Source organism: Bacillus pumilus, assembly GCF_003431975.1.
GTDB classification, from domain to species: Bacteria; Bacillota; Bacilli; order Bacillales; family Bacillaceae; genus Bacillus; species Bacillus pumilus_N.
Map to the genome: position 1 here is coordinate 3,062,456 of NZ_CP027116.1, position 13,542 is coordinate 3,075,997.

Sequence of the window (13,542 nt, forward strand, 5' to 3'; positions counted from 1 at the left end):
TCATTTGTATCGAAAGAACTATTTTTTCTCATCTTTTTTCGTCTGAGAGGTTTTCTTTTTCGCTTCAGATTCTTTCTCTTTTTTCTCTTGATCGGCTTTTGACTGCTCTTTTTGTTCAGCTGTTTCATCTGTTTGGCTTTCGCCCGAGGAGTCATTGGTGCTTGTCTCCGTTGTTTCTTTTTCTTCATATTTCGCCATTTCTTTAATGATTGGGTCTAACTGTTTTTGTTTTTCTTCAGCAGAAAGGCTGTCATCGTTTTGAATATCATTGCGGTAGGCAACGAGTGCCGTGAATATGTAACGGTCGTCTCCAAGTACCCGTGCAATATCAAGTGCTTCCTTGCTATTGCCTTGTCCAATATGAATCCAGAAAAGGAAATATTGAGGATCAGTCTGTAATGTGTATGTATCTGTGATTTCCTTTTTATGCTGATCGAGTAACAAGTTGCCTTGATTTGTTTGTACATACGAAATGGCCAGTTCATATTGAAGAGAGACCGGCATTTGATTGGCTGAATATTTTTCTAACGTATCCACCACTTGGCTGTACTGTTTGTTGAGATAATATTTGTTTGCCTCGACATACGCTTCTTGTTTCGGCATTGCAAAAAAGAAGGTGTAAATGGTGTACACCAGTGCAGGGATTAACAGAACGAGCAGACCTAATCCAATGTATCGTTCGATCTTCCATTTCTTTTTCGGAATGGTTAATAGCGTTTTCTCTTTCGTTTCAATTGCTTCGATCTTTTGCTGAATCAAGGCAGACAATTCTTCCAGAGAATGCGTTTCACTTATTTCTTTTGCCCGTTCAGATAATTTCAGCGTCTCACTGTAAGCTACGTATTCCTGAAACTGATATTCATGGTCCACCACTCGAAGAATGACAGCTTTGACTTCTTTTAACAGACGATGCTCATCTGTTTCATAAGGCGGGATGCTTTCTTTCACCCCGTAATGCAAAAATGCAGGCGCTAAGCCTTGATGAAAAACAATGTTTTCAGGAGAAACAATAGGATGCAGCCGCTTCACGTCGTGTTTGCAAACTGCATCGACAAGCTGGTATGAAAAAATCCATTTGCTTTTTTCATCCTTTGCATGGATGAAACGAAATTCCTGATAGGCAGGAGGCGGTTGAATCGAAATGATGACCTCATCTTCGGTTAACTGAATCTCTTTTTTGAATGAAGGGTTGATGTCTTTGATTGGCGCCGCTTCTAAACCGTCTAAGAGCTTAATCGTCTCTCTTTGAAAAATGAAGCTGTAGGTGCCGCCTTCTTTTTTCATGACTGCTTCTAATTGTTCTTCTAAATAGGAACTCTTTTTATCTGCCATTTACAAAAGTCCTTTCATAGTATTTCCAGCCTGTCCCCTGTGGTGATGCCACAGTCTGACAGCTTATATTCGCCTGAAAACACAGCTTTCTTATTGACTACACGCACCCATCCGCCTTCTCGCTTAGGAAGTGAGATTTGCTTTGCCTGCCAGGCGATATGGATGACTTGTTTAATATGTAAATAATTTGATAGTCTCAAATCAAACACACTGCCATCGTAATTTTTTAAGTCGATGGTAATATCGATATACACAAATTTCCACCTCACAAAATAGAAAGAGCGCCGGCATCCATTGACAGACTCGGCGCTTTTTCTGCTTTTCACACTTAGAAAGGAAATCCCTTTGATTAGCCGCGGATTTGGCTTGCGATGTCTTGGTCAGTGCTTTCAAGTGTATTTGCCGTTTGATCAAGCTGATTGCTGACATCTGTTAATAGATCAGACATTTTGATGAATGAAGGCTTTAACTGCTCGTATTGATCAGCAAATGCTTCACTAGAAGCACCTTCCCACATTCCTTTTAAATCAGAGATCATTCTATTTAGACGATCAACTTGGTTTAACACTTCTTGACTTTCAACACCATATTGCTTAGCGGTCGCTCTTAGTTCTTCTGGGGTTACGCGAATAATTCCTGACATATTCCTCATTACCTCCCGGGCATAGCCACCATATAATGGGCTAATCCACTTATTTTTTGACGTTATCATTATAAAAACAGAAATGATACACAGTCAAACAAATCTGTTTTTATTTTACAAAATGAGTCTATAGAATTACTGTTTTTTCGCTCTTTATCTAGTATTTTACATTTTTTTGGTCATATATTCTTAATAAATGTAGACACACTTCACTGAATCTTTCCGCCTATTGATTTTTTACTACGTTATTATTGTACTATTTCTTTTTCGTCTTCATTCAACATCAATGGGCTCACTTCTCAGGGCAATCTCTTTTTTAAAATTTATGGCATTTTGTTATTGATTTACGTACCTCATTCTCTTCATAATGTAAGTACGTGAAATATTCGAAAAAGCAGGGGTTTTTATGACAAAAAGGACAGATCCATTTAAGTATAGTCTTGATCGTTTAGAGGATGTGGCAGACCAAATAAGTGATGTGCTCAATTGCCCTATTACTATAGAAGATACTCATCATCGATTATTGGCCTATAGCACACATAATGATTTTACTGATCCCGCCAGAACTTCAACCATTATCTCCCGCCGGGTACCGGAAAAAGTCATCAATCGGCTTTGGAAGGACGGTATCATTCCTACACTTCTTAAAACAGACGAACCGCTTCGTGTCCCTCAAATTGCAGAGGTGGGTTTATCTAGCAGGGTGGCCATTTCAATCTGGAAGGACAAAGAAGTGCTCGGATTTATTTGGGCCATTGAATCCACACAGCCCTTTTCAGAAGAAGAAATGGACCTTCTAAAGATGGCAGCACATGCTGTTAAAAACAAATTACTCAATTTACAAATTCGCAAAACGAAAACAGAAGAACGCAATCAGGAGCTTTTTTGGAAGATGCTCACAGGTCATATTCATGAAAAGGATGAGATGCTCGACCTATTTTTAAGACTCGGCATCAGATGTCCAGACACGTATGCCATCATCATCTTCCGCCTTCGTGACGAACTCACAGAGGAGACAGAAAAAAAGCTATCATACTTGCTTGAAACAACGCAGCAAGTCCAAGTGCTGTTAACGACTGTTGATTTTCACGAATTTATTATTCTTGTCTCACCTAAAACGGAACACCCGCTACAGGATATTAAACAATTCACAAGCGGTATGCTGCAGCAGCTGTCTGACCGTTATCATATCCATCACGTTCAAGCAGCGATTGGTGGAATTTACGATAACATCTCTCACATTCAGCCATCGTATAAAGAAGCACTGGCTGTATTAAAAACAAAAGAGCGCTTCCCTGTTGAAACCGAACGTTTACACAGTTTTTCTGAACTCGGTATTTATCAATACTTAGATGTCCTCGCTGAAAAGCGAAGGGGCTCGTCTTATTCCAGTTATTCTTTATCGAAGCTGGAGGATTACGACCTGAGACATCATTCCAACCTAGTCGAAACCCTTGAACGGTTTATTGACTGCGACAGCAATGCCAATATTGCGGCAAAGCAATTAAACATCCACATCAATACATTGAATTACAGATTAAAACGCATTACAGACATTGCAGAAATCGATTTAAAAAACATGAATGAGAAAATGACCATATACCTTGATATGAAGCTAAAAAACGTCCATTTGTGAAATTTCACAAAGAGGCGTTTTTTTATTTTTTATTTCAACCGAAGCATTTTTTAAACATTCAGGATACACTAGACATACAATATAAATAGATAAGCATGGGAGGAATAAACATGATCATCGGCATTCCGAAAGAGATTAAGAACAATGAAAACCGAGTGGCATTAACACCAGGAGCAGCTTCTCAATTACTTTCAGCTGGACATCAGATTTTGATTGAAACAAACGCTGGTTTTGGAAGCGGATTCACTGATGACGATTATGTATCTGTGGGTGCAGAAATTCTCGATCAAGCGAAAGATGTGTGGGCATCTTCTGATATGATCATGAAGGTAAAAGAACCATTACCTGAGGAATATTCATATTTCAGAGACGGACTCATCTTATTTACGTACCTGCATCTTGCTGCAGAGCCCTCCTTGGCTGAAGCTTTAAAACAAAAAGGCGTCACAGCTATTGCTTATGAAACAGTAACGGACGGAAAATCACTCCCGCTCTTAACACCTATGTCTGAAGTCGCAGGCAGAATGGCCGCTCAAATCGGAGCACAATTTTTAGAAAAGCCAAAAGGCGGCAAAGGCATCTTGCTCGCAGGTGTACCAGGGGTATCAAGAGGAAAGGTCACCATTATAGGCGGCGGTGTTGTTGGAACAAACGCAGCGAAAATGGCGATTGGACTTGGCGCAGATGTCACTCTTATTGACGTAAACGCAGAACGCTTGCGTCAGCTGGACGATCAATTTGGTCATCAAATGAAAACGTTAATGTCTAACCCAGTAAACATTGCTGATTCAGTCAGCGAGGCAGATCTTCTCATTTGTGCGGTGCTGATCCCAGGTGCCAAAGCACCAACGCTTGTGACGGAAGAGATGGTGAAACAAATGAAGCCGGGCTCTGTCATTGTAGACGTAGCTATTGATCAAGGCGGCATTGTTGAAACCATTGATCATATCACAACACATGATCAGCCTACTTATGAAAAACACGGCATTTTACATTATGCAGTGGCCAATATGCCTGGAGCAGTTCCGCGGACATCGACTGTTGCTTTAACGAATGTCACCGTTCCATACGCGCTGCAAATTGCCAATAAAGGCGCTGCAAAAGCCATTCAAGAAAACAAAGCCATCGCAGAAGGTGTCAATGTCATGAACGGACATATCACATATGAAGCGGTCGCCCGTGACCTCGGCTATGATTATGTGCCTGTTTTTCAAGCGGTCGATGCGTCTTCTATGACAGAAGCTTAATATAAACCCGCCCCTTTTGATGGGCGGGTTTTATTGTTAACTAATAATGAAAATAGGTTGACAAATACTCCTCACCCCCTTAATCTATTTGTACAGATATGACAGGGGGAAACATCATGCAACAGAAAACAAGAACTGCTGATTTTGTGCTAGTCGGAATGTTTGCCGCACTCATGGCAATTGGAGCAAATATCACCTCGATTGTACCGTTTTTACAGGTCGGTGGAATTCCACTCACGATGCAGCCGTTTTTTTGTGTACTTGCTGGTCTTTTACTCGGCAGACGGCTTGGCGCATTAGCCATGATTGTATATGCCTTGGTCGGAATTGCTGGTGCACCAGTATTCGCACAGTTCTCTGCAGGCTTTGGGGTCATTTTAGGCAAAAGCGGTGGCTTTGTCTTATCGTACATTCCTGCTGCCTGGCTAGCTGGATTCATTTTAGAAAAAAGAAAAAATCCAGGCTTCGGCCGCTTCTTGCTTGCAGCTATTGCTGGAACGACGGTGATGTATGTGATCGGCACGACTTATACATACCTCGCATTAAATGTGTGGCTGAATGCTCCGATTTCCTATCAAACCACGTGGTTCTTTATGATCTGGTTTATGGTGAAAGACTACGCATTAACGATATTACTTGCGATGCTGGCACCTAAAATTTATCGCTCTGTTTCAAAAGCCACGTCCTTTCGAAAACAACAAGCCGCATCATAAATGCAGACAGTCTGAAAATTGATCATAGAAAAAAGAGCCTGTCTTCATTCAGGCTCTTTTCATCATTACTCAGCGTATTGATCGATGATTCCTTCTAGCATTCCTTCAAGCACTTCTACATCTTCAAGATCTGATGGACTGAAGCGGTAGCGCACAAGCTGTTCCCCATCATTATACATCTCCTCAAGCCACCCTCTGAGTCCTCTTGCTCTACGATCAACTTCGAAAACAATGTCTAATCCTCCCTCATCTATCAGAAAAATTAGCTCTAACTCATCCAGCATATAACGATAGTAGTCTGATGTCGGAATAAACTCGAATTCTTGAACAAATGGCAGACGACGCTGGAAGTAAGGCGCTTGTTCACAATCCGCTTCGTTCAAGTGGAAGCCTAGATTGCTAGTCGCTTCCAGTACATTTTTCACCCAAGGATGTGCCTCAACAAAAATACGGTCATAGTCAGATTTATCGATTCCGCCTTGGATATCAAGGTCTGTCACCACTGCAATTTCTACTTTCCCGACGGTCATCGGGGTATCAATAGGAAGAATAAATGAAAACGGAAATTCATGCTTTTCGCTAGGCTGGATGGTAAAGGCATCCGTCACCCGTAAGGAATAGATGTTCACGTATTTTCTACGCTCTTCATCATCTTGCACAATCACATACTGTGTTTGAATTTTGACATCAATATAGCGGATATCCTGAGAGATTTTCCCGCCCTTTGCATGGACAGTTCCTTTTACCTCTTGTCCTGGATAATAAGCGTTTTTCTCCAAAATGGTATCTACTTTCGCTGCACCAATCCCAGCACTTGCCGCTAGCTTTTTAAAAAATGACATCGCTCATCTTCCCCTTTTCATTTTTATCAGCATATATACGTAAGAAAGAGGAAGAAAGATTCATTTGAATCATACTTTTTTCCTAATTATTTTTTACCCTCAGACAGATACAATAATGGAGAAAACATCAAAAAAAGCTTATAGAAAAAACAACGTTTTCTCTACAAGCTTTCATTATTAAAGAATAATTGCCGCAAGCCAGCCGAACAGGACAAGCGGTACATTATAAAAGACAAATGTTGGAACACAAGTACCCCAAATGTGGTGATGCTGTCCATCCATATTCAATCCAGATGTCGGTCCAAGCGTACTGTCACTTGCAGGTGAACCTGCATCCCCAACAGCCGCAGCTGAACCAATAATTGCAATCGTGGCTAATGGACTAAATCCTAGGTGCATGCATAACGGAACAAAAATTGTTGTGATGATTGGAATCGTCGCAAAGGATGAGCCGATCCCCATTGTCACAAGCAAACCAACTAATAACATTAAAATGGCCGCTACGCTTTGATTGTTTCCAATTAACTGAGAAGATGCTTTCACTAGTTGTTCAATATCGCCTGTTTTCGTTAATACGTTGGCAAATCCAGCCGCCACAAGCATCACAAAGCCAATAAATGCCATCATATTCATCCCTGAGGTAATAAGCGCATCAGCTTCATCCCGTTTCATCATGCCTGTGAAAAACAGAACGAGAAGGCCTGCCAGCGCACCGAAAATCATTCCTTCCACGCCAAGGCTTTGAGATAAATAAAGCTGGACAGTGAGTGATACAAGGATAGCCAGCACTGCAAGCAATAAGCTCTTTTTTGTATAAGCTGATTTTTCTACGTCCGTGATATCTCGATCCTCATATACTCTTGGTTTCCGATACACAAAAAGTGAAACAAGCAACCCGAGCATCATGCCTCCTACAGGAATAAGCATGGCTAGTGGAACATCTGTTAATTGTACAGTTAATCCTGCCTCTTTCATGTTATCACGAAGCATCCCGTGAAAAATCTGTCCAAATCCGACTGGAAGTAAAATATATGGTGCAGTCAGTCCGAAAGTCATCACACATGCTAGCAGTCTGCGGTCGATTTGAAGCTCATTGAACACTTTTAATAATGGTGGAATTAAGACTGGAATAAAGGCAATATGAACTGGAACGACGTTTTGTGAAAAACAAGAAACAATCAAAATAACAAGAATGATGAGTACTTTTGATAATGTTTTTCTTCTTGAATCGCCTTCCTTTCCTAGTAGCTTTACTGCCCCTTCTACCATGGCGTCTGGAAGACCTGTTTTCGTCAGCGCCGCTGCAAATGCCCCTAAAAGTGCATAGCTTATAGCAACTGTTGCATTTCCTCCCAGCCCGTCAGTAAAGGCTTCAACTGTTCCTGCCAGGCCTAATCCGCCTGCAAGTCCACCAGCTAAAGCACCAAACGCGAGAGCAATGACCACATTGACACGCAGCAGGCTTAATATCAACATTAAAAGAACCGCTATAACAACTGCATTCATGATGAAACCTCCGAAATCCTTTAGTTTACTAATGTAGTAGATAATTAAAGTACCAACGTATGTTACCACAGAAAATTTCCTTCGTCAAATGGCGTATGACCTACATAAAAAAAGCTCCGCCATTTGGCAGAGCCTCAGCGTGTAGACAAACCCTCGCATTCGTTGTCAGGTCTGCGCTCCGGTGCTCACGAATATCCAATTCGCTCCGCTCCGGTACTCGTCCTTCCTAGACTTCAAAGGTTTTCTATCACACTGAAAAGAAGACAAAGGGCTAAAATAAAGATCATTTTAGCCCTTTGTCAACAATCTAAAGCTCCGCCATTTGGCAGAGCCTGATTACCCTTTATTTCTTTCCTTCAAATCGTTCCACAAATGTTGCGAGTGATCTTACCATCACACCTGTCGCCCCTGTTGGTCCAAAGCATGAAGGCTTTTCTGTTGTTGCCGTTCCAGCAATATCTAAATGAACCCAAGGTGTATCCTCAGCAAATTCACCAATGAATGCTCCTGCCATAATCGCATGACCATCGCGGCCTGGTGAGTTATTGAGATCCGCCATTTTGCTGTTTCGCACTCGTTTTTTATCTTTTTCAGTGATTGGCAGCTGCCAAATCATTTCACCGCATTCTTCTGATGCCTCTTTAAACTGAGCATACAGTTCATCGTTATTCGTCATCACACCTGTAGTCTCATTTCCAAGCGCCACAATGACCCCGCCTGTTAATGTAGCCACGTCTATAAGGACCGAAGCACCGTGCTGCTTCGCATACGTGACTCCATCTGCTAAAACAAGGCGTCCTTCTGCATCCGTATTCAGCACTTCGATTGTTTTACCGCTAAGCGACACAATGACGTCATCCGGCTTCATCGCGTCTGCCGAAATCATATTGTCTGTTGAAGCAATAACAGCAATGACATTTTGCTCTGGACGCAGTTCACCGATGATTTCCATGGCGCCTAAAACAGAGGCTGAGCCGCCCATATCAGTTTTCATCCCAACCATACTTGCTTTTGGCTTTAAAGAATATCCACCGGTATCATATGTGATGCCTTTACCGACAAGCCCAATGACGTCTGTCCATTCTTCCTTGCCTTGATATTTCAGCACGATGAGCTTTGGTGGTTCTGTTGAGCCTCTATTGACAGCTAGAATCCCGCCCATCCCAAGCTCTTCCATTTGGTCTTTATCTAAAATTTCAATCTCAAATTCATACTTATATGCAAGCTCTGCCGCGTATGAAGCCAGATCAGAGGATGTGAGCATGTTTGGCGGCATATTCACAAGGGTACGAGCTGAATTAACGGACTGTCCGTACACTTCGCCCACTTTCAGACTTGCCTGAATTTCAGCTGTATCATGATTCGTCGTTGCATAAACAAACTCGATAAAACGATCCGGTTCATTTGTTTTATGTTTAAAATCCTGTAATTCATATGTAGCTAAAAGGCAGCTTTCAGAAAGAGCATGCGCTGCATCTTGGGCAGGCAGATCTTTTCCAATAAACGTATCCAGTAAGACCGAAACCGCTTGCTTTTTATCTTGATGAAGCTTTTTAAATAAATGCGCAAAGCCTTCTTTCGCCTCTTCAAACGTGTAATCTGATTCCTTCCCAAGCCCGACAAAATAAATGCGTTTGATGCCTGTTTCAGGGGATGGGAAAAACTTCGAAAGCTGATTTCGTTTAGATGAAATATCGCCTTCTTTTAATAATTCAGTGATTCTTCCTTCAAGTAATTCATCCATTTCTTTTGCTTTTCCTGATAATTGGCTCTTTTGAAAAAGCCCGATCGCCAGTGTATCTTTATGTTGCCATTCATTTGTCGAGAAAAACATTATCACACGCTCCTTCAATGAACTCCATTTTTCACATTGTAATCTCTATTATATCAAAATTTACGTGCCTATACGATCATTGCCAGTCTGTCTTTACTCGATGAACATTTATATTTTCACACATGGAAGGGCATCATGAAAAAAGCGATGAAAACTTGAGCAGTCCGCCTGCATTCTCCTCGTTCCACATCTACTTTCTTTAATGTTATAATTGAACATGGACTTGGAAGCATTTTATACTGCTATCATTTTTCATCATACTAGGGTACACAGTCCATCATTTCGCACCATATTTTTTCTTAAAGAGAGGATGTTTCTTGTTCATGAGCGTACTGACGAATTTCCCGCTGCTTGCCAGCCTTGCAGCCATCTTTTTTGCTCAATTTGTAAAAGTACCGATTCAATTTATCATTTCTAGACGACTAGATTGGTCGCTCATTACAAGCACAGGCGGAATGCCAAGTTCACACTCCGCAGCCGTAACAGCACTCTCAACAGCAGTTGCTTTAGAGCACGGGCTAGGAACATCTATTTTTGCCATTTCCGCCATCTTTGCCATTATTACCATGTTTGATGCAACAGGTGTGCGCAGACAGGCAGGAGAACAGGCAACTGTTCTCAACAAGCTAGTGACAGACTTTAACCGTTTTGTTGCTGAAGCAAAGAATTTCCCAAGTGCTGAAGAAAAAGAAAAGCAAAAGAAATTAAAAGAGCTTCTTGGTCATAAGCCGATTGAGGTTTTCTTTGGCGGCTTAACAGGAATCTTGCTGACACTCATCTTAGATTATTACTTCATGTAGAAACGAAAAAAGCTTTGGACTTAAACGTTGTCCAAAGCTTTTTTATTCTTTATTGGCTTGGAATTGCTGCCGGAACACTTGCATCGATTTTGCTTCATTGAGCCGGTTTAAGTCTTTTTCCGTTAACAAGCCTTCACCTTTTTTGATGATGTACACATCGAGTACTTTTTTACCCCATTCTCTATACACATCATCAACGGTTTCATAGTATAAATCAAGCTTATGTCCTTTAATGGCTTTCCCAGTATCTGCGACCACTCCGTAGCCATAGTTTGGGATAAACAGCACGGTGCCGATCGGAAAGACTGATGGATCTGCTGCCACGGTTGAGTATAAATCTCGTTTCACTTTGACGCCTGAATATGTAATGCCATATGCATGATGTTCCTTCGTTTTACCTGTTGATTCCACTCCTGCTGTATAGCCTGTAGCGACAACCTTTTGCTTCGGATAATCGTTCCAATTAAACGCTTCTTCTAAAGAAACAGCGCGCAGGTCATCACTTTTAAGTGCCATCGTTTCTCTTTTTTGCTGCTGAAAAAAAGAAGATACTTGTTTGCCAGCATCGGACTCTTTCACCCATGCAGCTAAATCACTTGGCTCGACTCCAGATATGCCCGTAAAACTTGTCATCAACGCAACCATGAAAAGGGCTGTCATGAACAATCGTTTCATCCATGTTTTCATCTCTATTTGTCACTCCTCTACCCATCTATTTGTTTCCAAACAAAATGGAAACTATGCAAAGGAGAAACAAAAAAACCCACTTGCATGTCCACAAGTGAGTTAAAACATTTGATACCCTCTTTTTCGAAGGGCATTAATGACAAGACCTGATACAATCGCACCAATCAGGCCGCTGAATAAAATAATGATATCTGCCGCTGCGAGAGAGACAATGCGGTCTCCTATCCCAGAAAAAGCAATGCCAGGTTCTCTAACATAGGCAATCATCTTTTGATTATTGATAATGAAAAGGCATACAATTGGATATAAAATTGCCATGATCCATGACATTCTCAGCAGCATATTAAGCAAAAAGCCAATGCCGAAGAATAACACGAAAAATAAAATAACTGAAATGATAACGACTGGTAAACTGATCACTTCATCTCCACCCCCAAATATCCCATCATTAGTTTAACTTGGAAATAGAGATGAAGTCAATCAATGGAAAAAGCAAGGGGATTAATGCTTCTTTCCCGTTCCTTTACATTCCTCACATGTTTCAGATCCGCCGAGCAATAGCTGAAAATATCCTTTTCCCGAACAATATTGACAGGTGGACTTTTTTTCTTTTGTTTGTGCATTCATATTGCTCACTCCCTTAATCTAAATTTTCTGATAATTCATCATAACATATTTTTCTGTCCAGTACCAAGTGAGAAAATATTCCGTATATCATAAAAAAACGTGTATCACGAGGATACACGTTTTTGTCTATGATGGTTTAGAAGAACTTGAATTTTCCTTTTTTCAGAACAAGTCCTGGTCCGCCAACCATGAATAAAGAACGGTTGTCGATAATTTTCTTCATTGCAGAAGCTTTTGTTCCTTGAAGTTTTTTACCAAACGCAACACCTACAGCGTCGTGTTCACCAAGAGAAGCAACTGTTCCTTTGATGTCTGGCTTAAAGCTTTCAAGAGAACCACCTTTCAATAGTGCTGCAAGGTTTTTCGCTACAGTTTCACCTTGCTGCATTGCAATTTGTGCAGTCGGTGGGTATGGACGATTGATCTCTTCATTGATAATCAATGAACAGTCACCAATGATGAATACATCATCATTTTCTGGTACACGAAGATCTGGAGATACTTTTACGCGGCCGCGCATGTTTTCAAATCCAGCTTCTTCAACGATTGGATTACCGCGTACACCAGCAGCCCACACAACAGTTTCAGCTTTGATTTCTTCTGTATCATCGTCTTTTCCAACGATGATGCCTTCAGGCGTACATTCTTTGATCGCTGTACCGATTTTGAACTCAACACCTTTACCTTGAAGGTAGTTCATCGCATAGTCGATCAATTCAGGATCGAATCCTGGAAGAGCTGTTGGTGCAGCTTCTACACAGATGATACGCACGTCTTTTTGATCAATATCATACTCTTTGCAAAGCTCAGGTACACGGTTTCCAAGCTCACCAAGGAACTCAATACCTGTGAAGCCAGCACCGCCGACAACAATTGTCAGGCGCTCTGAACGTTTTTCAGCTTCCGTATTATACGTCGCAAATTGAAGCTCGATATGCTCACGAAGCTGACGAGCAGAGTTGATGTTAGAGATTGAGAATGCATATTCTTTCAATCCTGCAATACCAAATGTTTCAGGAACAGCACCAAGCGCAACAACAAGGTAATCGTAAGAAAGTTCGCCATCTGAAGTCAAAACTTTCTTCGCTTCCTTATCAATGCTTTCAACTGTTGCTTGTACAAAGTTGACACGGGAACTGTTAATCACATCTTTGATTTGGTAACGACAACGGTCATGATGAAGAGTACCTGCACTTGCTTCATGTAACCATGTTGTTTCGTAATGATAATTATGCTTGTTCACAAGAGTAATGTCCGCATCATTTGTGCCAAGCTGTTTTGTTAATCTTGTTACAGTCATTAATCCGCCATAACCTGCACCTAATACAACGATTTTCGGTTTATTCACTGGAATCACATCCACCTTTTTTAAATTTGCTGTAAAACGGATAAAGAATTACATATCGTTATTCTCAACCGCTTTGCGGCATTTTATGAAATTTAAACAAAAAAATAAGTATGTGAAAATCTGAACTTTCACCTACAAAAAACGAAAGCATTTGACCGTATCCGACAAAAATTCATAAAAAATTAATATTTAGTTCCCTTAACAATAATAGCGAGTTCTGCTCCTTTTTTCAAGGCTTTAAACGGAAAATCCTGATGATAAACGGTCTTTCTCGCTTTTTCCTCTTTTTCAAAGCTTCCGCATCAAAAAACGACAAGTTTTTCAAAA

The 13,542-nt window shown here is 41.0% G+C and carries 14 protein-coding genes; 4 read left to right on the forward strand and 10 right to left on the reverse strand.

Annotation, left to right across the window (positions count from 1 at the left end):
- Nucleotides 1-18 precede the first annotated feature (18 nt).
- The 3 genes from essB to C5695_RS15965 all read right to left on the reverse strand — a co-directional run bounded on the left by essB (nucleotide 19) and on the right by C5695_RS15965 (nucleotide 1,975).
- On the reverse strand, nucleotides 19-1,332 hold the full coding sequence (essB, locus tag C5695_RS15955) for a type VII secretion protein EssB (RefSeq protein WP_117731547.1): 1,314 nt from the start codon (nucleotides 1,330-1,332) through the stop codon (nucleotides 19-21).
- 14 nt (nucleotides 1,333-1,346) lie between these two features.
- Nucleotides 1,347-1,586: an ESX secretion system protein YukD gene (locus C5695_RS15960; protein ID WP_003213579.1), complete on the reverse strand. Its 240-nt coding sequence runs from the start codon at nucleotides 1,584-1,586 to the stop codon at nucleotides 1,347-1,349.
- 95 nt (nucleotides 1,587-1,681) lie between these two features.
- Nucleotides 1,682-1,975: a WXG100 family type VII secretion target gene (locus C5695_RS15965; RefSeq protein WP_003213769.1), complete on the reverse strand. Its 294-nt coding sequence runs from the start codon at nucleotides 1,973-1,975 to the stop codon at nucleotides 1,682-1,684.
- A gap of 406 nt (nucleotides 1,976-2,381) precedes the next feature.
- On the opposite strand from C5695_RS15965, the gene C5695_RS15970 reads away from it, so the two are divergent.
- From C5695_RS15970 to C5695_RS15980, 3 genes are all read left to right on the forward strand, one after another.
- Nucleotides 2,382-3,611 (forward strand): sporulation transcriptional activator AdeR, encoded by a 1,230-nt coding sequence (locus C5695_RS15970; protein ID WP_117731548.1) that lies wholly within the window; start codon nucleotides 2,382-2,384, stop codon nucleotides 3,609-3,611.
- Nucleotides 3,612-3,721: 110 nt separating this feature from the next.
- Entirely contained in the window at nucleotides 3,722-4,858 is a 1,137-nt protein-coding gene (gene ald / locus C5695_RS15975) for an alanine dehydrogenase (RefSeq protein ID WP_117731549.1), read from the forward strand.
- 116 nt (nucleotides 4,859-4,974) lie between these two features.
- Nucleotides 4,975-5,571, forward strand: a complete 597-nt coding sequence (locus tag C5695_RS15980; RefSeq protein ID WP_003212636.1) for a biotin transporter BioY — start codon at nucleotides 4,975-4,977, stop codon at nucleotides 5,569-5,571.
- Nucleotides 5,572-5,636: 65 nt separating this feature from the next.
- Here C5695_RS15980 and C5695_RS15985 read toward each other — a convergent pair whose 3' ends face one another.
- From C5695_RS15985 to C5695_RS16000, 3 genes are all read right to left on the reverse strand, one after another.
- A complete protein-coding gene (locus tag C5695_RS15985) occupies nucleotides 5,637-6,413 on the reverse strand; it encodes a sporulation protein (RefSeq protein WP_117731550.1) in 777 nt (258 codons plus the stop codon).
- A 177-nt stretch (nucleotides 6,414-6,590) separates the two neighbouring features.
- Complete coding sequence (locus C5695_RS15990; protein ID WP_117731551.1) at nucleotides 6,591-7,919, reverse strand: Na+/H+ antiporter family protein; 1,329 nt, start codon at nucleotides 7,917-7,919, stop codon at nucleotides 6,591-6,593.
- Between the two features lie 343 nt (nucleotides 7,920-8,262).
- Complete coding sequence (locus tag C5695_RS16000; RefSeq protein ID WP_117731553.1) at nucleotides 8,263-9,753, reverse strand: leucyl aminopeptidase; 1,491 nt, start codon at nucleotides 9,751-9,753, stop codon at nucleotides 8,263-8,265.
- 323 nt (nucleotides 9,754-10,076) lie between these two features.
- On the opposite strand from C5695_RS16000, the gene C5695_RS16005 reads away from it, so the two are divergent.
- Nucleotides 10,077-10,553 (forward strand): divergent PAP2 family protein, encoded by a 477-nt coding sequence (locus C5695_RS16005; RefSeq protein ID WP_024719744.1) that lies wholly within the window; start codon nucleotides 10,077-10,079, stop codon nucleotides 10,551-10,553.
- A gap of 42 nt (nucleotides 10,554-10,595) precedes the next feature.
- Here the strand turns inward: C5695_RS16005 and C5695_RS16010 are convergent, their stop codons facing one another.
- The 4 genes from C5695_RS16010 to C5695_RS16020 form a co-directional block, all read right to left on the reverse strand.
- The gene (locus C5695_RS16010; RefSeq protein ID WP_117731554.1) at nucleotides 10,596-11,240 is read right to left on the reverse strand and encodes a 3D domain-containing protein; all 645 of its coding nucleotides are present in this window, start codon (nucleotides 11,238-11,240) and stop codon (nucleotides 10,596-10,598) included.
- A gap of 99 nt (nucleotides 11,241-11,339) precedes the next feature.
- Entirely contained in the window at nucleotides 11,340-11,660 is a 321-nt protein-coding gene (locus tag C5695_RS16015) for a YuiB family protein (protein ID WP_117731555.1), read from the reverse strand.
- An 81-nt stretch (nucleotides 11,661-11,741) separates the two neighbouring features.
- Complete coding sequence (locus C5695_RS20680; protein ID WP_008346797.1) at nucleotides 11,742-11,867, reverse strand: YuiA family protein; 126 nt, start codon at nucleotides 11,865-11,867, stop codon at nucleotides 11,742-11,744.
- 136 nt (nucleotides 11,868-12,003) lie between these two features.
- Nucleotides 12,004-13,221: an NAD(P)/FAD-dependent oxidoreductase gene (locus C5695_RS16020; protein WP_187441867.1), complete on the reverse strand. Its 1,218-nt coding sequence runs from the start codon at nucleotides 13,219-13,221 to the stop codon at nucleotides 12,004-12,006.
- Nucleotides 13,222-13,542 lie beyond the last annotated feature (321 nt).